The 20,429-nt window shown below is 38.7% G+C and carries 26 protein-coding genes and 1 other RNA gene; 7 read left to right on the plus strand and 20 right to left on the minus strand.

Translation table 11 applies throughout. The features are described from left to right. The first annotated feature begins 57 nt into the window (after positions 1 to 57). From DRF61_RS09780 to rpoN, 4 genes are all read left to right on the plus strand, one after another. The gene (locus DRF61_RS09780; protein WP_111956458.1) at positions 58 to 699 is read left to right on the plus strand and encodes a hypothetical protein; all 642 of its coding nucleotides are present in this window, start codon (positions 58 to 60) and stop codon (positions 697 to 699) included. Next, positions 696 to 1,295, plus strand: coding sequence for a CDP-alcohol phosphatidyltransferase family protein (locus DRF61_RS09785; RefSeq protein WP_111956460.1), 600 nt, complete (start codon positions 696 to 698; stop codon positions 1,293 to 1,295). Before DRF61_RS09780 ends, DRF61_RS09785 begins: the two co-directional genes overlap by 4 nt. Positions 1,296 to 1,636: 341 nt before the next feature. Next, positions 1,637 to 3,085 carry an asparagine--tRNA ligase gene (asnS, locus tag DRF61_RS09790; protein ID WP_111956462.1) on the plus strand — a complete coding sequence of 483 codons (1,449 nt, stop codon included), beginning with the start codon at positions 1,637 to 1,639 and terminating at the stop codon, positions 3,083 to 3,085. A gap of 157 nt (positions 3,086 to 3,242) precedes the next feature. Then, positions 3,243 to 4,706, plus strand: coding sequence for an RNA polymerase factor sigma-54 (gene rpoN, locus DRF61_RS09795; RefSeq protein ID WP_111956464.1), 1,464 nt, complete (start codon positions 3,243 to 3,245; stop codon positions 4,704 to 4,706). Positions 4,707 to 4,821: 115 nt separating this feature from the next. Here the strand turns inward: rpoN and DRF61_RS09800 are convergent, their stop codons facing one another. The 3 genes from DRF61_RS09800 to DRF61_RS09810 are packed head-to-tail and all read right to left on the minus strand — an operon-like array spanning position 4,822 to position 7,666. Then, positions 4,822 to 6,450: an AMP-binding protein gene (locus DRF61_RS09800; protein ID WP_111956466.1), complete on the minus strand. Its 1,629-nt coding sequence runs from the start codon at positions 6,448 to 6,450 to the stop codon at positions 4,822 to 4,824. 57 nt (positions 6,451 to 6,507) lie between these two features. Beyond that, positions 6,508 to 7,182 carry a beta-carotene 15,15'-monooxygenase gene (locus DRF61_RS09805; RefSeq protein WP_111956468.1) on the minus strand — a complete coding sequence of 225 codons (675 nt, stop codon included), beginning with the start codon at positions 7,180 to 7,182 and terminating at the stop codon, positions 6,508 to 6,510. Continuing rightward, positions 7,175 to 7,666: an RNA polymerase sigma factor gene (locus DRF61_RS09810; RefSeq protein ID WP_111956470.1), complete on the minus strand. Its 492-nt coding sequence runs from the start codon at positions 7,664 to 7,666 to the stop codon at positions 7,175 to 7,177. The genes DRF61_RS09805 and DRF61_RS09810 overlap by 8 nt, the downstream gene beginning before the upstream one ends. A 155-nt stretch (positions 7,667 to 7,821) precedes the next feature. Between DRF61_RS09810 and rnpB the strand changes: the two genes are divergently transcribed. After that, positions 7,822 to 8,145: RNase P RNA component class A (rnpB, locus tag DRF61_RS09815), an RNA gene on the plus strand. Between the two features lie 56 nt (positions 8,146 to 8,201). Here rnpB and DRF61_RS09820 read toward each other — a convergent pair. From DRF61_RS09820 to DRF61_RS09900, 17 genes are all read right to left on the minus strand, one after another. Next, positions 8,202 to 8,759 carry a hypothetical protein gene (locus DRF61_RS09820; RefSeq protein WP_111956472.1) on the minus strand — a complete coding sequence of 186 codons (558 nt, stop codon included), beginning with the start codon at positions 8,757 to 8,759 and terminating at the stop codon, positions 8,202 to 8,204. Then, the gene (locus DRF61_RS09825) at positions 8,756 to 9,310 is read right to left on the minus strand and encodes a hypothetical protein (RefSeq protein ID WP_111956474.1); all 555 of its coding nucleotides are present in this window, start codon (positions 9,308 to 9,310) and stop codon (positions 8,756 to 8,758) included. The genes DRF61_RS09820 and DRF61_RS09825 overlap by 4 nt, the downstream gene beginning before the upstream one ends. After that, a complete protein-coding gene (locus DRF61_RS09830) occupies positions 9,310 to 9,687 on the minus strand; it encodes a hypothetical protein (protein WP_111956476.1) in 378 nt (125 codons plus the stop codon). The genes DRF61_RS09825 and DRF61_RS09830 overlap by 1 nt, the downstream gene beginning before the upstream one ends. Positions 9,688 to 9,718: 31 nt before the next feature. Continuing rightward, positions 9,719 to 10,270, minus strand: coding sequence for a hypothetical protein (locus DRF61_RS09835; protein ID WP_111956478.1), 552 nt, complete (start codon positions 10,268 to 10,270; stop codon positions 9,719 to 9,721). After that, complete coding sequence (locus DRF61_RS09840; RefSeq protein ID WP_111956480.1) at positions 10,270 to 10,647, minus strand: hypothetical protein; 378 nt, start codon at positions 10,645 to 10,647, stop codon at positions 10,270 to 10,272. Before DRF61_RS09840 ends, DRF61_RS09835 begins: the two co-directional genes overlap by 1 nt. 33 nt (positions 10,648 to 10,680) lie before the next feature. Next, complete coding sequence (locus DRF61_RS09845) at positions 10,681 to 11,238, minus strand: hypothetical protein (protein WP_111956482.1); 558 nt, start codon at positions 11,236 to 11,238, stop codon at positions 10,681 to 10,683. Between the two features lie 12 nt (positions 11,239 to 11,250). Beyond that, positions 11,251 to 11,817: a hypothetical protein gene (locus DRF61_RS09850; RefSeq protein WP_111956484.1), complete on the minus strand. Its 567-nt coding sequence runs from the start codon at positions 11,815 to 11,817 to the stop codon at positions 11,251 to 11,253. 11 nt (positions 11,818 to 11,828) lie between these two features. After that, on the minus strand, positions 11,829 to 12,200 hold the full coding sequence (locus tag DRF61_RS09855) for a hypothetical protein (RefSeq protein WP_111956486.1): 372 nt from the start codon (positions 12,198 to 12,200) through the stop codon (positions 11,829 to 11,831). 57 nt (positions 12,201 to 12,257) lie between these two features. Beyond that, a complete protein-coding gene (locus DRF61_RS09860) occupies positions 12,258 to 12,803 on the minus strand; it encodes a hypothetical protein (protein WP_111956488.1) in 546 nt (181 codons plus the stop codon). 26 nt (positions 12,804 to 12,829) lie between these two features. Further along, entirely contained in the window at positions 12,830 to 13,207 is a 378-nt protein-coding gene (locus DRF61_RS09865) for a hypothetical protein (RefSeq protein ID WP_111956490.1), read from the minus strand. A gap of 30 nt (positions 13,208 to 13,237) precedes the next feature. Then, complete coding sequence (locus DRF61_RS09870; protein WP_111956492.1) at positions 13,238 to 13,741, minus strand: hypothetical protein; 504 nt, start codon at positions 13,739 to 13,741, stop codon at positions 13,238 to 13,240. A gap of 2 nt (positions 13,742 to 13,743) precedes the next feature. After that, positions 13,744 to 14,121, minus strand: a complete 378-nt coding sequence (locus DRF61_RS09875; protein ID WP_111956494.1) for a lipoprotein — start codon at positions 14,119 to 14,121, stop codon at positions 13,744 to 13,746. Between the two features lie 132 nt (positions 14,122 to 14,253). Next, positions 14,254 to 14,778, minus strand: a complete 525-nt coding sequence (locus DRF61_RS09880; RefSeq protein ID WP_111956496.1) for a hypothetical protein — start codon at positions 14,776 to 14,778, stop codon at positions 14,254 to 14,256. A gap of 11 nt (positions 14,779 to 14,789) precedes the next feature. Further along, positions 14,790 to 15,335, minus strand: coding sequence for a hypothetical protein (locus tag DRF61_RS09885; protein ID WP_111956498.1), 546 nt, complete (start codon positions 15,333 to 15,335; stop codon positions 14,790 to 14,792). A 3-nt stretch (positions 15,336 to 15,338) separates the two neighbouring features. Beyond that, positions 15,339 to 15,716, minus strand: coding sequence for a hypothetical protein (locus DRF61_RS09890; protein WP_111956500.1), 378 nt, complete (start codon positions 15,714 to 15,716; stop codon positions 15,339 to 15,341). Between the two features lie 153 nt (positions 15,717 to 15,869). Continuing rightward, the gene (locus DRF61_RS09895) at positions 15,870 to 16,739 is read right to left on the minus strand and encodes a polyphosphate kinase 2 family protein (RefSeq protein ID WP_111956502.1); all 870 of its coding nucleotides are present in this window, start codon (positions 16,737 to 16,739) and stop codon (positions 15,870 to 15,872) included. Between the two features lie 158 nt (positions 16,740 to 16,897). Continuing rightward, positions 16,898 to 17,362 carry a DUF1573 domain-containing protein gene (locus DRF61_RS09900; RefSeq protein WP_111956504.1) on the minus strand — a complete coding sequence of 155 codons (465 nt, stop codon included), beginning with the start codon at positions 17,360 to 17,362 and terminating at the stop codon, positions 16,898 to 16,900. A 129-nt stretch (positions 17,363 to 17,491) separates the two neighbouring features. Between DRF61_RS09900 and DRF61_RS09905 the strand changes: the two genes are divergently transcribed. Further along, the gene (locus DRF61_RS09905) at positions 17,492 to 20,107 is read left to right on the plus strand and encodes a valine--tRNA ligase (RefSeq protein ID WP_111956506.1); all 2,616 of its coding nucleotides are present in this window, start codon (positions 17,492 to 17,494) and stop codon (positions 20,105 to 20,107) included. Continuing rightward, a complete protein-coding gene (locus DRF61_RS09910) occupies positions 20,107 to 20,421 on the plus strand; it encodes a hypothetical protein (RefSeq protein WP_111956508.1) in 315 nt (104 codons plus the stop codon). The genes DRF61_RS09905 and DRF61_RS09910 overlap by 1 nt, the downstream gene beginning before the upstream one ends. The last annotated feature ends 8 nt before the right edge of the window (positions 20,422 to 20,429 follow it).

Genomic DNA, 20,429 nt, shown 5'->3' on the forward strand with positions numbered 1-20,429 from the left:
ATTCGGATTTGTGTTTTCCACAGATACTTTTGAACTATAATTTTAAAACAATAAGTTATGAAAATAAAACTTTTGATAATGATCGGCCTTTTTACAGGAAGTGTTATCGGTGCTCAGGATAGCTTGATTACTACATCGGATAAGACTAAGTTTATCGCTTTTTCCCCTTCGAAAGAAACTAAAAAGGTTAATGGAATGCTGATTAAATATTATGATGAAATTGATAATGAACTACAGCCTAAGAAAGTAAATGGCGTTGGCTTGGGGTTTAATGGATTGGGAATTTTTTTTCCTGTATTGCTTCTCGTCAATATTGCATCCATTGATAATTGGGCAATTAATGATGTTGATTTTGAACCCTTACCTGCTAAAATGAATACAATTAACGGAATGCAACTCTCTATCATCAATATGGAGCCTACCGTCACTAACGGTCTGGAATTAAGTTTATCCAGTAATATAAGTGCACCATCGGTAACTAACGGGGCTGCCGTTTCGCCGCTGTACAACTTTCACCATACCACAAAAGGTGTTGCCATTTCTACTTTTGCGAATGTGAGTCAAAAATGCAGAGGTGTCCAGATAGCCTTGATTAATGTGTGTAAAGATTCACGGGGGATACAGATCGGTTTTTGGAACGAGAATGAAAAAAGAAAACTTCCCCTGATTAATTGGAATTTTAAAAATAAAAAGTCATGAAAAAACTACCATATCTGCTTATCACAACCCGATTTATCCTTGCTCCGGTTATTCTGTTATTAGCGTATTATAAAGGCACAGAATCAAGGTTCTTAATTGTAGCTTTAATGTATTTCGGGTTATTAACGGATATCTTCGATGGAATTATTGCCCGAAAGATCGGTATTTCCTCAGAAAAGTTAAGAAGACTAGACAGCCAGACCGATCTGATTTTCTGGCTGTCATTGGGATTTGCGTCCTATTTTCTCAATCCTGGATTGATTAAAAATGAATGGCAGGGAATTCTTTTAATCTTCATCATGGAAGCACTTTGCTATGTTGTCAGTATCTGGAAATTTGGAAAAGAAACCTGTACCCACGCTTTTTTGTCAAAAATGTGGGGTTTGAGTCTGCTGATTGCTTTTACCTATTTAATAGGATTTCAACAAACAAACTGGGTATTTTATCTTACGATTGTATTAGGGTTTGTGTCTCATATTGACGTGATTTTAATCATCTTACTGCTTCCGAAATGGCAGTACGACGTACCGAGTTCCTATCACGCCTGGAAAATCAGAAACGGAAAAGAACGGAAGAAAACCGTATTCTTTAATTAGAGATTGTATCTAAGGAAACGGGAAGTTTAAAAGCACTACTGTCACTCGTTTTTATTGACTTTTTTCAGCTTGGTGAACTGTCAAGGTCTTATCCTTGTCAAGGTTCAAAACCTTGACAAGGATGCCAATCACGAACATACAGTCACTTCCAGCTTCCTTCTTCCAGCTTCCTTCTTCCAGTTTCCAAGCTCCCAATTTACTTTAAATAATATCCATAGCATAGTTTTAGATTCAATATTTTAATAAATGGTTTTTTAAAAGGACAGCGTAATCACCAAGTTGCGCTGTTTTTTTGTAACTTTGCAGACGTTAATTTTTATAAGAAAATTTATAATCAACAAATGAAAAAGCAGACGATTAAAGAAATCCTACAGGATTACAAGAAAGTATTACATCATGACATTACGGTTTACGGTTGGGTAAGAACATTCCGCGCCAATCGCTTTATAGCGCTAAATGATGGTTCTACAATTAATAATTTGCAAATTGTTGTTGATTTTGAAAATTTTGATGAAGAAATTATCAGTAAAATCAGTACAGCAGCCTCATTAAAGGTAGTAGGTGAAGTTGTAGAAAGTCAGGGAGCCGGACAGAATGTGGAGATTGTAGCTAAAAAAATTATTATTTTAGGAGATAACTTTACGGAAGACAGAGATAAAACGATTCTTCAGCCTAAAAAACACTCTCTGGAAGTTCTGAGGGATCAGGCCCATTTAAGATTCAGAACGAATTTATTCGGAGCTGTTTTCAGAGTGCGTCATGCGGTTAGCTTTGCGGTGCATTCATTCTTTAACAAAAACCAGTTCTTCTATATCAACACACCGGTAATTACAGGAGCCGATGCAGAAGGAGCAGGAGAAATGTTTGGAGTAACGAACTTTGACCTCAACAATATCCCAAGAACTGAAGACGGTGAAATTGATTTTGCACAGGATTTCTTCGGAAAGAAGACCAACCTGACGGTTTCCGGACAGCTTGAAGGAGAAACTGCAGCAATGGGGCTGGGCAGAATTTATACATTCGGACCTACTTTCCGTGCGGAAAACTCAAATACAACAAGACACCTTGCTGAATTCTGGATGATAGAGCCGGAAGTGGCATTTAACAACCTTGAAGACAATATCGACCTTGCAGAAGATTTCTTAAAATATGTGATCCAGTATGTTCTGGACAATTGTAAAGATGATCTTGAGTTCCTGGACAAACGTTTTGAGGAAGAGCAGAAAGGAAAACCAGAAAAAGACAGAGCAAAAGAAGGACTTATCGAAAAACTTCAGAATGTTATAGCTAAACGTTTCAAACGTGTAAGCTATACGGAAGCAATTGAGATCCTGATGAACTCAAAAGAAAATAAAAAAGGAAAATTCCAGTATCCGGTTGAAAACTGGGGAACGGATCTTCAGTCTGAACATGAAAGATACCTGGTGGAAAAACACTTTGAAAGCCCGGTAGTATTGTTCGACTATCCTAAAGAGATCAAAGCCTTCTATATGAAACTAAACGATGACAATAAGACCGTTGCAGCAATGGACGTTCTTTTCCCAGGTATCGGAGAGATCATCGGAGGATCAGAGAGAGAAGCAAGATTGGACGTACTTAAACAGAAAATGGCAGATATGCATGTAGACGAGCACGAGCTTTGGTGGTACCTAGATACCCGGAAGTTCGGTTCTGTACCACATGCAGGCTTTGGTTTGGGGTTGGAAAGACTGGTTCTTTTCGTAACAGGAATGACCAATATCAGAGATGTAATTCCTTTCCCTAGAACGCCGAAAAGTGCTGAGTTCTAGATCAATAAAAAAGCCTTAATATAAAAATTAAGGCTTTTTTTATTTTCTAATAGTTTATTATGTTAATAAGTTAATGCAAAAATCATGCTAAATGTGTTTTTTGTCGAATTAATTTATTAAATTCGTAGATATGTTATGTTAAAACACAACGACTAATATGCTTAAACAACACTTACAACTCAAATTAGGACAGAAGCTGGCACCTCAGCAGATTCAGTTGATGAAGCTTATTCAGCTTCATACACTGGAATTTGAAGAGGAGCTGGAAAGAGAGCTAGAGGAAAATCCTGCTTTGGAAATTGTAAAGGAAGATCCTAAAGAAGATGAATATTCTTCTCTTGAAGATGCTTATCAGGATGAAGGAACAGAAAGTATTCAAACGGATTTTGACGTCAACGAGTATATTTACGATGACGAACCTAGCTATAAAACTGCATCAAGCAACTATTCTCCGGACGATGAAGAATTCGACAACGAAAGTCTTCTTACCGAAGGGCAGTCCTTGTACGACTATCTACTGGAGCAGATCCATTTGGTCAATATCAATGAAGAAGACGAGAAGATTGCTGAATATGTGATTGGAAATTTAGACACCGATGGATATTTAAGAAGAGAGATCAAAGCGATTGTAGATGACCTTGCTTTTTCTCAGGGAATTTATACTACCAAAGAAAAAGTGGAAGATATTCTGGAAAATTATATTCAGAAGCTTGATCCGCCAGGAGTAGGAGCAAGAGGTCTTCAGGAATGTCTGCTGCTTCAGATTGAGAAAAAAGTAAGCTCTGATAAAGCGGTTTCTTTGGCTGCCAATATTTTAAGATATCAGTTCGATGCTCTTACCAATAAGCATTATAACAAGATTATCCAGAAATATGATATCGAAGAAGATGACCTTAAAGATGCTTTGGACGAAATTTCCAAACTTTCACCAAAAGTAGGAGGAAACTTTGATACGCAGACGATCACCATTAATCAGGAAATTATTCCGGATTTTGTGATCCAGGTGAAAGATGGGATGGTAATTCCGATGCTTAACAGTAAAAATGCGCCAACTCTAAGAGTTTCTGAAGAATATAAAGATATTTTAACTACCTATTCGCACGATAAAAACTCTTCTGAACATAAACAGGCGGCGTTATTCATCAAACAGAAATTAGATGCGGCAAAATGGTATATAGATGCTATTAACCAGCGTCAGAACACCTTGTTGCAGACGATTACAGCTATTGTAAAATTTCAGAAGGATTATTTTATTACTGGTGACGAAAAATCACTGAGGCCAATGATCCTGAAAGACATTGCTGATATTACCGGATTTGATATTTCTACCATTTCAAGGGTAGTAAAAAGTAAATATGCAGATACCTCGAACGGAATTGTTTATCTGAAAGATCTTTTCTCTGACAGTCTGACCAATGATGATGGTGAAGAAGTTTCTACCAAAGAAATCAAGACTCATCTTCAGGAAGTAATCGGAAAGGAGAATAAAAGAAAACCCCTTACAGATGATGCGCTGGTAGTGATGCTGAAAGAGCAGGGCTATAATATTGCCAGAAGAACGATCGCTAAATACCGCGAACAGCTCAATATTCCGGTAGCGAGATTAAGAAAAGAACTTTAATAAGTTTTCTATACATAAGTAAAGCCCAGTATTTCTGGGCTTTTTTGTTTTTAAAGTGAAAATATGCTCGATCTGCAAGATATTTTTAACGCAAAGTTTTATTATAATATTTTCCTTAGGAACGCTGTTTCAATTTATCCAGTTCCAGTTCTTTTATAGAAATCTCACGCATCTCTACTTTTCTTATTTTTCCGGATATTGTCATTGGGAATTCATCCACAAATTTCCAGTATTTCGGAACTTTATAATGAGCAATTCTTCCCTGGCAGTATTCTAAAAGTTCGGTTTCTGATACCTCAAATCCTTTTCTCACTTTTACCCAGGCCATGACTTCCTCTCCGAATTTTTCACTCGGAACCCCGATGATCTGTACATCCAGTATATTTGGATAAGTGTATAGGAAATCTTCAACTTCCTTAGGCGAAATGTTTTCACCGCCGCGAATGATGAGATCTTTTATTCTTCCGGATATGGTAATATAGCCATCGTCATCCATTACGGCCATATCGCCGGTATGCATCCATCGGGCGTCATCCAGTACTTTCTTTGTATTTTCCGGATCATTCCAGTATTTCAGCATTACGGAATAGCCTCTGGTGCATAATTCGCCGTGTTCACCACGTTGTACGGTTTTCCCGTTTTCATCAATAATCTTTATTTCAAGATGGTCCTGCACGGTTCCTACAGTACTGACCTGTTTTTCCAATGGCGTTCCTATCAGCGTCTGTGTAGAAACCGGAGACGTTTCCGTCATTCCGTAACAGATACTCATTTCTTTAATGTTCATTAGGCTTTCCACCTTTTTCATAATTTCGGGCGGGCATACAGACCCAGCCATAACGCCGGTTCTTAAGTTTGAAAAATCATAGGAGGCAAAATCCTTAACAGCCAGTTCAGCGATAAACATTGTTGGAACTCCATATAAGGAGGTACATTTTTCTTCAGAAACTGTTTTTAAAGTAATTTCAGGATCAAAGCTGTCATTAGGGATCACCATGCATGCGCCATGGGTTGTACAGCATATATTTCCGATCACCATTCCAAAGCAATGATAGAATGGCACAGGAATACAGACACGGTCTTTCTCCGAGTATTTTAAGCGAATGCCGATAAAATATCCGTTATTTAAAATATTGTGATGGGAAAGAGTAACACCTTTTGGAAAGCCTGTTGTTCCGGATGTATACTGAATATTCACGGGATCATCAAATTGTACATGCTCTTCAAAGCTGTGAAGCGTATCATCCGAAATATCCTGTCCGTTGTTCAAGAAATCTTCCCAGTTGTCATCAAAGAAGATTTCATGCTCCAGGCTGGGGCATACTTCCTTGGCATATTCTACCATTTCCTTATAATTGCTCGTTTTAAAGCTTAAAGAAGAAAACATAAACCGAATTCCGGATTGATTGATCACATATGTAAGTTCGTGTGTTCTGTAAGCAGGATTGATATTGACCAGTATGGTACCTACCCGGGCTGTAGCATACTGAAGCAAAACCCATTCATAGCGGTTCGAAGCCCAGATTCCGATTCTGTCTCCTGCTTTGGCTCCTAAAAAGATTAAAGCTTTAGCAACAGCGGTGGTTTGATTATAAAATTCCTGATAGGTAGCTCTGTAATCCTGATGAACACAGACTAAGGCTTCATGGTTTGAGAATTTTTCAACAGTCTTTTTAAGATTCCCTCCAATGGTTTGTCCCAGTAATGGAATAGCAGAGGCTCCATAGACGTAAGATAATGGCATAGTTTAAGATTTGGTGGAATAAAATTAATGAAAAATCTTGAAATGATGCCTGTCTATCTAATTTTCCTGAGATTCTATGTCTTTAAGCTGTTTTAGATTTTTGTCCAGTTTTCTGATGATAATTCCATACACAAGCCTGTAGTAGAGCCAGATCAGCAGGACACATAATACCGTACTTACAATGATTCCAATAATAACAATAATAAGGTTGGCATTATCCGGCCGTACGTTTTGGGAATTTAATACATAGAAAATAAAGGCTGTGAATACAAATGTAAAAGCTACCAGCAGCGCGATGCTGATAAGGATAAAAGCATTCACTGTTTTCTTAAACTTAATGATCCGTATAATAAGACCTTTTAGGTTTTCTTCGATCCTTATTTTGCGGTAATTCTGATAAAACTTTAGGACAAAATAAGCTGTAATTAAAAGACTTAAAATTTTTATGGCTAAATAAGCATGGTCAAAATTAGTTTCTATTTCAGGGGCTTTCTGAGCTCCCAGTTTTTCTAAGATCTTACGGAAGCTATCCGATTCCTCATCCTGAAAGAAATAAAATAATCCCAGAACGGAAAAGAATAAAAATTCTGCCACGCTGATCCAAAAAATATACTTCACGTAATTGCGTGATTTTTTGTTCAGCATCTGAAGAATCTCATTGCTGTCATATTTTGGCTGAACAGGCTGCTCTTGCCATGTTTTCTTAAAACTGTCTAAATCAAAATCAGGCATATTTTTGCATCTGTTCTTTAAGGGTTTTCTTTAATCTGTTCATTTTTACACGCGCATTAACTTCGGTAATCCCTAGGTTTTCTGCAATATCCTTATAAGGCAGGTCGTCAAGATACATCATTACAATTGCTCTTTCTACATGGGGAAGTGTTTTAATTACGGTATACAGAAGCGATATCTGCTGCTGCTTATCGTCGTCGTCCTCTACAAAATCCCTGTGATTGATATCCAGCTCGTTCGTAAGAAGGCTTTTGCTTTTTTTTCTGAAAAGTGTAATGGCTGTATTAAGCGCTACGCGGTACATCCACGTAGAAATTTTAGAATTTCCTTTAAAAGAATCGTAGCTTCTCCAAAGCTGGAGGACGATCTCCTGAAACAGATCTTCTTCGTCTTCAAGAGAATTGGTATACAAGCGCGAAACTTTAATAATCAGGCCCTGATTATCCTTAATAAGCTGCGCAAATTCTTTTTCCCTGGAAGTCATAGATATATAATGGCACGAAGATAATAATAATGTGGTAATTTGTTGATATATGATGGTATAATTTGTTCATTTGAAAAGGTCCTGCATTTTAAGATTTCAAATTGGTCTGTTTCCACATTCTGAATTGTCGAAATTATCGTGTATCTTTGCAACCGCGAGAAAATCGGCTTGTTGATTCCTGTTTCGGCAGGGGTAGGAAAGTCCGGACACCATAGAGCAGCAAAGCGGATAACATCCGTCACCCGTGAGGGTAGGACAAGTGCAACAGAAAGCAGGTACAGTTCGGCTGTAGTGAAACCAGGTAAACTCTTTGCGGTGCAATGATAAGTATATCGGTTCTTTTCAGTAATGGAAATAGGGGCGGCTCGTCCTGAAAGCCGAGGGGTAATCAGCTCAAGTTTTACAGCAATGTAAGACGTAGATAAATAACAGGCACTTCTTCGGAAGAACAAAATCCGGCTTATAGATTTTCTCGTGATTTTTATTCAATACAAACTGTTTAAAATAAAAAAGCGGAGATCAGTCTCCGCTTTTTTTATGGATAAATACTGAAATAGGTTACCTTTCCAGTAGATGTTGAAATGGTAAACCATTCTGCTTCTATCCCGCTGCTGGCACCTATCTGATATGCGTTTGCCGTTACACCTGCATTAATTGCAACAGCAGGATCTCCCACGAGATAGGAATCAATGGCGTTTCCGGAGCTGTCACGCAGCGTAAAATGAAATGAAGCCCACTCGTTAATAGCTGACATTGTAGATGTTATAAAGCTATGATTGTAAGGATAAGATGCGTTATTGGATGTATTGGAAGGATCAGTCACATTCCACTGCATCATATTCATAGGGAAAGGCGCCAGTCCGGTGGTGCCGAAAGAGGCGTAAGATGAAGAAATTCCTGCCGGCATTGTATACGAACCAAAAGTACCGTTTGGAGAGGCATACATATATTTAATCAGTCCGGGAGTCGGGCTGCAGGTCATTAGTCTTCCTACTGCATCATAGATATTATAGTTATTAAATACAAAAGAAGAAGTCTGGGCTGAGGAAAGTATTCCCGCTAAACCCAATAATAAAGCTGCTGTTTTTTTCATGGATATATTTGTAGATAAGTTGTTGTTTCAGTACCTGTTGTAATGGTAAACCATTCTGCGGAGCCGTCAGGAGTAGAAAAATAATCAACACTGGTGACGCATGTATTCGGGGTTGCATCTCCCAGGTTCGTGTTGAACCCGAAAACCTTGTTGCCTGTTCCTGCATAATACATGGCAAACTTAGACGTCACCCACTTGGTATTGTTGGCGATTACACCGCCCGGCATAAGGCTGGGGTTATTCCATTGTCTTACGGTTGCTGGTGATGGCCCAAGTGTTACAAGCCAGCTGGTGATAGGATACAGGGAATTACTGAACTGGTCTCTGTAGTTATCTATCTTCCAGGCAAGGTTGTTGCCCATATGTGAATTGGCAGGAACAATAATTGTGGCAGGATCATTGTTTATGACAGCCGGAACACAGCCGCTAAGATTGATGGCCATAAGATTTCCGTGATAATCGTGAGGGGAATAATTGTTAAGTATGAACATCCCTTGGGAATAAGCGAACGAAGTTGCAGTGATTCCCAATATGGTTAATAGCTTTTTCATTATTTATCAGATTTAATATTTTTACGGATCTCGTCACTTTTCTGCATATAGATCTGCGTAGCCCATACGATAATCTGGCTCATGTCGCCACCGGTTTTTCTCATTAATTCGGTCTCGGAAACTCCTGTGGACAGGATTAATTCTTTGGATGCGGGAACAAGAAGAGCCTTTCTTCTGTCGCTCAGTTCGGAAGTATTTCTTTTTCTTTCCTCTTCGGTAGGTCTGTTTTGCGGATCACCAAGACTTTTAAAAGCTTTATCGAAGTTTTCCATCTGTGGAGTTTTCATGCTTTCCACCGTATTGACAGCGCTTCCTTCGTTGTTGCACGAAATCAGGGTTAGGGCAGCAAAAGCTGCCGATAAAAAAAGTTTTTTCATAATTAATTAGAATTTAGATTTGATTTTTTGATTAATAAAGCTGGATATATGTGGTCACATTACTTCCGCTGGTAATGATAAACATTTCCCCGCTGTTAAGTCCATTTGGGGTTGTAAAATAATCAGGATAAGTATAACATGGATTTCCTGCTATAGCTATATTAGCACTAAAACCAACAACATTATTATTGGTTCCTGCATATACCATCCCGAATTTAGTTATACCCCATCTCGTATTGTTTGAAAACGTACCTCCGGGAACTAAAACCGGGTGATCCCATGGTCTTACATTCGTGGTGTTGGGAGAGGTTCCGACACTCCATTCAGCCATCGGATACAAAGAAGAAGTATACTGATCCCTGAAGTTATCATATTGAAGCTGGGTTCCTGTTCCTGTATTGGAATTGGCGGGCACTATGATAGGAACATTGTTGACCACTCTCGGATAGCATGGGGCAAACATATTGTGTGCAATTACATCTCCCCTGTAATCATAAATTGTATAATTGTTGATAATAAGGGTTCCTTGCGCATATGCAGCTATGGAGGCTGCAATACCTAATATTGACAAGATCTTTTTCATTATTTATCAGATTTGATGTTTTTACGGATCTCGTCACTCTTTTGCATATAGATCTGGGTAGCCCACACAATGATCTGGCTCATGTCGCCACCGGTTTTTCTCATTAATTCGGTCTCGGTAACTCCTGTGGATAAAATTAATTCTTTGGAAGCCGGAACAAGAAGAGCCTTTCTTCTGTCGCTCAGTTCGGAAGTATTTCTTTTTCTTTCCTCTTCCGTAGGTCTGTTTTGTGGATCTCCCAGGCTTTTGAAAGCTTTATCGAAGTTTTCCATCTGTGGAGTCTTCATACTTTCCACCGTATTGACAGCACTTCCTTCATTGTTACATGAAACCAGAGTTAAAGCGGCAAAAGCTGCCGATAAAAAAAGTTTTTTCATAATTAATTAGAATTTAGGTTTGATTTTTTTTGACTAATAAATTTGTAAATAAGAATAATCTACATTGCTCGTAGTAATATTGAACCACTCTGCATCCCCATAAGGCGTTGATATATACCCTGTGGCACCTGTACACGGATCGGGAGATTCTCCGATCAGCCCGCTGAAAGATGGTTCCGGTGTGGAAGTTCCTGCAAAATACATCTGAAACTGTGAAGAAGCCCATTTCACATTCGAAGCAATAACTCCTCCGGGTGCTATACTTAGATGGTTCCAGGCACGTATCTGGGATGTAGTTGGGCTCAGCTGTACTGTCCAGTTTGTAGTAGGATACAATGAGCCGGTAAACTGGTCTCTGAAATTTTTATAGGCAAGTTCCTGACCATTACCTGTATGCGAATTGGCAGGAACAGTAATCGCCGCAGGTGTGCTGGATGTTACATAGGGATAGCATCCTCCTGAAAAATTGTGAGCACTGATATTTCCCTGAAAATCGTAGGTGGTAGAATAATTATTAACAATCATCATACTGCTTTGGGAATATGCAGCTGAGAACAATGCTAAGGAAAGAATGGTGAATATTTTTTTCATAAGGAATTCAAATTAATAGATTTGGATATAAGTATAGGTAATTCCGCCACTTGCTATGGTGAATATTTCTGCACTATTGTTTCCTGTTGAAGTCGTCATATTGTCAGAGGCACTGTAGCAGTTGGAGTTGCCGGCAAGAGTGATGGCACCGTTAAAATTATCCGGAGCAAGGGTTGTTGTTCCCGGATAATACATTACAAATTTGGTGGTGGCCCATTTTGTATTGTTTGAAAGAACCCCGCCGGGCATTATGGCTGGGTGGTTCCATAACCTTGGTATGCCGGGCGCAGATGATGTGCTGACGTGCCATTCCGTCATCGGGTATAAGGAAGAATTGAATTGATCTCTGTAGTTGGTATATCTCAGCTCCTGACCATTGCCAATATGAGAATTGGCGGGAACCGTTACCATATCCGGATTGTTGGAGCTGATGTAAGGATAGCACCCTCCGGCAAAATTATTAGCCACTATGAATCCTTTGAAATCATATTGTGAATAGTTGTTCAGAATAAGCGTTCCTCCTTGTGAGTAACCGAAAGAAAAGGCTGCTAATCCCAGTAATGTTAATACTTTTTTCATGATAATTATTTTTAAGATTTGATGTTTTTACGGATTTCATCACTTTTTTGCATGTAAATTTGAGTAGCCCAAACAATGATCTGGCTCATGTCGCCGCCTGTTTTTCTCATTAATTCTGCTTCCGTAATGCCTGTGGACAGAATTAATTCTTTGGAAGCCGGAACTAGAAGAGCCTTTCTTCTGTCACTCAGCTCGGAAGTATTTCTTTTTCTTTCCTCCTCCGTAGGTCTGTTCTGCGGATCACCAAGGCTTTTAAAAGCTTTGTCAAAGTTCTCCATCTGCGGGGTTTTCATAGTTTCCACCGTATTGACGACAGCGCTTTCATTATTGCATGATGCCAGAGTTAATAGGGCAAAGACTGATGATATAAGTAGTTTTTTCATAAGTATTTAAATATTTGTTTTTTTAATTACGTTAAACTTCTGGTTGTGTAACGGGAATTAATAGATTTGGAAATAGGTAACCTGTCCGCCCGTTGTTGTGATGGTAAACCAGTCTGCAGAAACAGTGGTATTGGGCCCGGTCTGGGTTGAGCTTAAGAAACCGTTGGAAAGAATCGGATCCCCTACCTCAAAAGTATCATATGTATATCCCGTGGTATCTGTGAGCCTGAAAGCAAAGCCCATCCACTCATCAACAGGAGTAACCGCTGTGATTATAGGATGATTGTACGGATAATTGCCGGTGTTGGAACTGTTTAAAGGATCGATATAGTACCATCCGGGAATGGGAATGGGATTCGGGCTGCCTGTATTATCGAATTTGTCATATTTCGTGTGACCTCCTGCAGGAATAGTATATACTGAGTAAGGAGGATTCGGAAGGGCATACATATAGGGCTGAGACGATCCTGTGCCGGCTGATCCTACTGTCATAAACCTGCCTTCAGCATCATAAGCGCTGTAATTATGGATTACTATTGAGGAAGATTGTGCAGAAATACTTATTCCTGCTAGCATTCCTAGAATAACAGTTAATTTTTTCATACTTTAATAAATTGAATGGTTAGTGTTTATTTATCGGATTTAATATTTTTTCTGATCTCATCGCTTTTCTGCATATAGATCTGCGTAGCCCAGACAATAATCTGGCTCATATCGTCACCTGTTTTTCTTGTCAGTTCAGATTCTGTCACGCCTGTGGATAGAATTAGCTCTTTAGATGCCGGTACAAGAAGTGCTTTTCTTCGGTCACTCAGCTCAGATGTATTTCTTTTTCTTTCCTCCTCCGTAGGTCTGTTCTGCGGATCTCCCAAGCTTTTGAAAGCTTTGTCGAAGTTTTCCATCTGCGGGGTTTTCATACTTTCCACCGTACTTACAGCAGAACTTTCATTGCTGCATGAGGTTAAGATTAATAAGGCAAAAGCTGCCAGTAAAAAATGTTTTCTCATAAAGAATTGGGATTTAATTGGATAAACTGATTAATATATCTGGACATATGTAGATGTGGTAGTACCGGAAGTAATCGTAAACCATTCTACCATTGCCTGAGGAGTGTTGAAAATATTGGGAACAGGATTGCATGTATAAGTAGTATCTCCCACAGCTCCTACCGATAAAGATGTTCCTGACTGATAAAGCTGAAATTGAGAGACCACCCATTTCGTATTGTTGGAGATTGTTCCTCCCAGGGCAAGACTTGGATTACTCCCCAATCTCAGGGTCGCAGGCGAAGATGATGTAGATACTTTCCAGGTTGTCCCCGGAATATTGTAGCTGTTGTAACTGACAGAATTACCACCGGAAATTACAAGCTCAGGATTGTCTAAAGCGACATAAAAATAACATCCCGGTGTAAACAGATTGGCCGCAGTAACTCTTGTATGGAAATCATACGATGTATAATTGTTGATAACAAGAGGGCCCCCCTGTGCATGGGCAAAAGATAAGGAGACCAATCCTAGAATAGCTAAATACTTTTTCATAATTATTTCTCTGATTTTAAATTTTTTCTGATATCGTCACTTTTCTGCATATAGATCTGCGTAGCCCAAACAATAATTTGGCTCATATCACCACCGGTTTTTCTTGTCAGTTCAGCTTCTGTAATGCCTGTGGATAGAATTAGCTCTTTAGATGCCGGAACCAGAAGGGCTTTCCTCCGGTCACTCAGCTCGGACGTATTTCTTTTTCTTTCCTCTTCCGTAGGTCTGTTCTGCGGATCACCAAGGCTTTTAAAAGCTTTGTCAAAGTTTTCCATCTGTGGCGTTTTCATGCTTTCCACAGTATTTGCAACAGTATTTTCATTGCTGCATGCTGCTAATGTTAAAACGGCCAGTAAAGCCGATAAAAAGATTTTTTTCATAATTAAGTTGTATTAATATAAGGTAAATGATTAGTGAAATTGGGGCATATAATATCCCTCGGAGAGCAAAACTGTTGCTTTCCGTAAGGGATGTTCAATAAAATAGGCAGCTGCAGAACAGCTGCCGTTTATCTAGAATATCTGCAGGTAAGTGGTCGGGCCGCTAGGCGTGGTTATTGTAAACCAGTCTGCGCTCGAAAAAGCTCCTGTTCCTGAAGCTGTGAATCCTGAATATACCACAGGATTCCCAAGCTGATACATATCAGTTCCTAATGATGGATCTGTCAGCCAGAAATGGAATCCACCCCATATATTGGAAGGGTTCATTACCGTTGCAATAAAAGGATGGTTGTATGGGTATGTTCCGCTATTTGCAGGGTTGACAGGATCTGTGACATACCATGTTGTAATAGGAAGAGAAGCTGTACCTGATGTACTGAATGTATTATATTGTGTAGTAACTCCGGCAGGAACAGTGTAGGTACCGTAAGGAGCATTAGGAGCTGCAAACATATAAGGACCGGGCACTCCCGGTGTACCGGTACGGAGTCGGCCTACGGCATCATATGCACTATAGTTCTGTATAATCAGGGGAGAAGTCTGGGCAAAAGAAAGAACTCCTGCCAAAGCTGATAAAAGTAATGATATCTTTTTCATAGTAATAAGGGTTATTGGATGATCAGGTAAGTGTAAACATCTGTTCCGGAAGTGATGGTAAACCATTTGGCGCTTCCCCACGATGTTGTAACAGTGTCAGGGGCAGTATTACACGGAGCGGCAGTTCCTCCGATATCCCCATTGAAGTAGGTCTCAGGTACCGAAGTTCCGGCATGATACATCTGGAATTTAGACATAGACCATTTTGTGTTATTGGAAATAACGCCGCCCGGAACTAGGCTTCCATGATTCCAGGGTCTTGGTGAGGCAGGGGATCCTGCTCCCAAAATAACATCCCAGGTAGAAATCGGGTAACCGGAAAAAGAATACTGATCTCTGTAATTCTCATATTTTACAATAGTGCCTGGCGGTATGATTATGGGGTCAGGATCTTTGGAGATAACTAACGGATAACATCCTCCTCCTACGTTGTTATTGGCATAAATAGTTCCATGGAAATCATAATTGGAAGTCAGATTCTGAATGATCAGAGTTCCTCCCTGGGCGTATGCTGAGGAAACAAAACAGATTCCCAGCAGGAGTAGCAGCTTCTTCATGATCTATTTCTCAGATTTTAAGTTTTTACGGATCTCATCACTTTTCTGCATGTAGATGTTGGTGGCCCATACAATAATCTGGCTCATATCGCCTCCTGTTTTTCTCATTAATTCGGCTTCTGTTACGCCTGAGGAAATAATAAGTTCTTTGGAAGCCGGTACAAGAAGTGCTTTTCTTCTGTCACTCAGTTCGGAAGTGTTCCTTTTCTTTTCTTCTTCCGTAGGTCTGTTCTGAGGATCACCAAGACTTTTGAAAGCTTTGTCGAAGTTTTCCATTTGAGGAGTCTTCATACTTTGTACAGTATTGACAGCTGCCCCTTCACTATTACAGGAGATAATACTTATTACAGCAATTGCTGATAATAATAAATGTTTTTTCATAGCTAAAGTTTAATGATTTGGGGTTAAAAATTAATTTTTGATAAATTTATAAAAAAAACTAATATGAACAACATATTATTCACTTTTTAGTGTCTTCTATGTTAAATTTATTTTATCTTATTTAGCTACGACGTAATAATTTACACTTATATATTATTCACCTTCAAGGGTTTTTTTTGCTTCGGCAAGCTCTGTTTTTTCCTTTTCTCCAAGTTGAGGATACTTCAGATCCATCTTCTCCAGAGTATCAATAATAATCTGTATAGCGGCTACTCTTGCAAACCATTTATTATCTGCGGGAAGTATATACCATGGGGCGTGATCCTTTGAAGTTTCGTTGATAGCGGTTTCATAAGCTTCCATATATTTTGGGAAAAGCGCTCTTTCAGGAAGATCTGCGGCAGAAAATTTCCAGTTTTTTTCCTGTTCATCAATTCTGTCCAGAAGCCTCTTCTTTTGCTCGTCCTTAGAAACATTTAAAAATATTTTCACAATAGTAGTTCCGTTCTGTGCCAGGTGCTGCTCAAAATTTCGGATACTTTCATATCTGTTTTCCCAGAATTTTGCATCAAAATCCTTTACAGAAGACCATGTTTTCTCGCTGAGGTTATATTCAGGATGAACCTTACATACCAGAACACTCTCATAATGTGATCTGTTAAAAATACCAATCATTCCTTTCTGTGGGAGAGCCAGATAATGTCTCCACAGAAAATCGTGGGAATATTCCTTTGAACTTGGAGCCTTAAAGCTGGTAACATTGCATCCCTGTGGATTTACACCTCCGAAAACATGCTCTATCAAACTGTCTTTTCCCGCTGCATCCATTGCCTGAAGAACCACAAGCAGGGATTTGCTGCCATCAGCATAAAGCTTTTCCTGCAGTTCGCGCAGTTTTTCTTTTTCAGCGATTAACAACTGCTCACCTTCTTCTTTTGTGAGCTTTCCTTTATACTCTGTTGAAATTTTTTTTATCGAAATTTTTCCCTTTACCAGGAAATCATCTGAAAAATTGGTATCCATATTTTTTAATATTTAAAGATTGAAAAATTGAAGATTTAAAGATTGAGAATTAAAAGGTATTATTAACTAATATTCAAATTTAACTTCTAAATCCTACTTAAATGTAATAAAAAAACCGTCTTCATATGAAGACGGTTTTTTTATTTTTTTAGTAGAGATTACTTTGCTGCTGCTTTTTTAGCAAGTTTAGCCGCTTTCTTTTCAGCTTTTGCTGCTGCTTTCTGCTCTTCAGCTGTTAAAGGCTTTGGTTCAGAAGCATTAGCGTCTACATTACCTTTGATGTAGATTACGCTTCTGCTGTTAGCAGGGTCATTAGAGAAAACTTCGATCATTTTATTGAAAGGTCCGTTAAGAGTAGTGTTATATCCCACTTTAATCTTAGCAGATTTTCCTGGCATAATAGGATCCTGGCTGAACTCAGGTGTAGTACATCCACAAGAAGGTTTTACATTAGAAAGGATCAAAGGCTTGTCACCAGTGTTTGTTACTGTAAAGAATCTTGTACCGTCAGCACTTGGTTTGATAGTACCATAGTCAAAAGTAGTTTTGTCAAACGTAATTGTTTGTGCAGATGCCAATGCAAATGTTCCGAATAATGCAATTCCTGCAATTAATTTTTTCATATTCTTGAATGTTAATATGTTTGTTAGATAAATTTCAAGAAACAAAGTTAAAAATTATTTTAATTCATACTTAAAATTTTTTTTCTTTAGACTATTTTTGCAAATTGTAAGCAAAAGAAATAGAATTTTATGCAGATTTCAGAAAAGTACAATCCACAGGAAACTGAACAGAAATGGTACAACTTCTGGATGGAAAACAAATTTTTCCATTCAGAACCCAATGAGAAACCACCATATACTGTGGTAATTCCTCCGCCAAACGTAACGGGGATATTACACATGGGACATATGCTGAACAATACCATTCAAGATGTTCTCGTCCGCCGTGCAAGAATGCAGGGCTTTAATGCCTGCTGGATTCCGGGCACAGATCACGCTTCAATTGCCACTGAAGCCAAAGTTGTTGCTAAACTGAAGTCTGAAGGGATCAATAAATCAGATATTACCCGTGAAGAATTCTTAAAGCATGCCTGGGAATGGACCGATAAATATGGAGGAACTATTCTTGAACAGCTGAAAAAGCTGGGATGTTCATGCGACTGGGACAGAACCCGTTTCACCATGGAAGAAAAACTTTCTCAACAGGTGATTAAAAGCTTTGTAGATCTATATAATAAAGGATTAATCTACAGGGGTTACAGAATGGTTAACTGGGATCCGGAAGCAAAGACCAATATTTCTGATGAAGAAGTAATATTTAAAGAACAGAACGGAAAATTATATTTCCTTAAATATAAAATCGAAGGCTCGGAAGAATTTCTTTCCGTAGCTACAACACGTCCCGAGACTATTTTCGGGGATACTGCCGTATGTATCAATCCTAATGATGAAAGATATGCTCATCTGAAAGGTAAAAATGTAATCGTACCGATTGTTGACAGAGTAATTCCTATTATTGAAGACGAATATGTAGACATTGAATTCGGTACCGGAGCGTTGAAAATTACACCTGCCCATGATACCAACGACTACGAGATAGGGCAGAAGCATCAGTTAAAAATGATCGATGCTTTGGATGATGACGGAAATCTTAACGAGCACGGTTTACACTATGCAGGTAAAAACAGATTTGATGTAAGAAAGCAGATCGCAAAAGAATTACAGGAAAAAGATCTTTTACTGAAAGCAGAAGATTATGTAAATAAAGTAGGAACTTCAGAAAGAACAGGTGCAGTTATTGAGCCTAAAGTTTCAGTTCAGTGGTTCTTAAAAATGTCTGAAATTGCTAAGCCTGCATTGGATGTAGTAATGGATGATGAAGTGAAATTCTACCCGGAAAAATTCAAGAATACCTACAAGCACTGGATGGAAAACATCCGTGACTGGAATATCTCCCGTCAGCTTTGGTGGGGACAGCAGATTCCGGCATTCTACTACGGAGATGGAGAAAATGATTTTGTGGTTGCAGAGACTAAAGAAGAAGCTTTAGAATTGGCAAAACAAAAAACAGGAAATCAGGAATTAACTCTTGAAGGTCTGAAACAGGACGAAGATGCTCTTGATACCTGGTTCTCATCATGGTTATGGCCAATGTCTGTATTTGACGGTCTTCTGGATCCTGAAAATAAAGATATCAACTATTATTATCCAACCTCTGACCTGGTTACAGGTCCCGATATTATTTTCTTCTGGGTAGCCAGAATGATCATGGCCGGACTGGAATACAGAAAAGAAGTTCCGTTCAAAAATGTTTATTTTACAGGAATTGTAAGAGATAAGCAGAGAAGAAAGATGTCAAAATCTTTAGGAAACTCTCCGGATCCGCTTGAATTGATGGATAAATATGGTGCAGATGGAGTTCGTGTAGGAATCTTATTGAGTTCTGCAGCAGGAAATGACCTTCTCTTTGACGAAGATCTGATGCTTCAGGGAAGAAACTTTATGACGAAAATCTGGAGCGCATTCCGTTTAACCCAAGGATGGAGCAGAGAAAATAAACCATTGAACGATTCAGATAAAAATGCAATCGAATGGTTTGAACATAAATTAAATAAAACAATCGGGGAGATTGAGCAGCAGTTTGAGAAATTCAGAATTTCTGATGCTCTGCACCTGATTTATAAACTAATTTGGGATGATTTCTGCGGATGGTACCTCGAAGCAGTGAAACCAAACTATGGGGAAGGAGTTTCTGAAGAAGTGTATAAGACAACAATAGCTTTCTTTGAAGAGTTGATGAAACTTGTTCATCCGTTTATGCCGTTCCAGTCTGAAGAAATCTGGCAGCTTATCTCGGAGAGAAGTATTGAAGAAGCTTTAATTGTTGCTCAGCAGAAGAAAGCTGCAGCATTTAATGAAGAGATAATCAAAAACTTTGAAACTGCTGAAGAAATCATTTCCGGAATCAGAAATTACCGTCAGACCAAAGGAATTTCGCCTAAAGAAGCTGTTGAGGTTTATACAAGTGCCTCAAACTTTGAAAATGAAGCGGTGATCAGAAAGCTGGCTAATGTTACTGAAATTCATTTCGGAGCAAAGACAGATAAGCCTAGCTTTACATTCCTTGTTAGTGCAACAGAAATTTCTATTCCTCTGAGCGAAAATTTAGATTTGGGTGAAGAGAAAAAGAAAACAGAAGAAGAATTGGCTTATTTGAAAGGATTTCTAATCTCTGTAGACAAGAAACTTTCCAATGAAAAGTTTGTAGCTAACGCTAAACCTGAAGTTGTAGAAGTAGAGCGCCAGAAACAAAAAGATGCTCAGGATAAAATTGCAATTCTGGAAGAGAAACTGAAAAGTTTGTAATGAACTTTAAAGATAAAGTTGGGACTTTTAGGGTCATTAGCAGTTTTACCATCAGAAGAAAAAAAGAGTTTTACCTGATTGGAGAACTGTTGGACGGAAATTTGATAGAAAACAGTTATGTCAATATTGTTTTAAATTCAAGCCTGGCAGTTTCTGCAAAAATTTCTTCTACAGAAGATATTGAAATGGCTAATGACCCTAAAATTTATCAGCTTTTAATAATTGAAAGCCCGGAAGATGAAATGAATAATATTTTATTTTGTCTCAATGTAGGGAGTGAAAATGTACACATCACATTGACTGGTGCAGATTAATAAAGAAT

The organism is Chryseobacterium lathyri (assembly GCF_003290185.1).
In the GTDB taxonomy this organism is placed as follows: Bacteria; Bacteroidota; Bacteroidia; order Flavobacteriales; family Weeksellaceae; genus Chryseobacterium; species Chryseobacterium lathyri.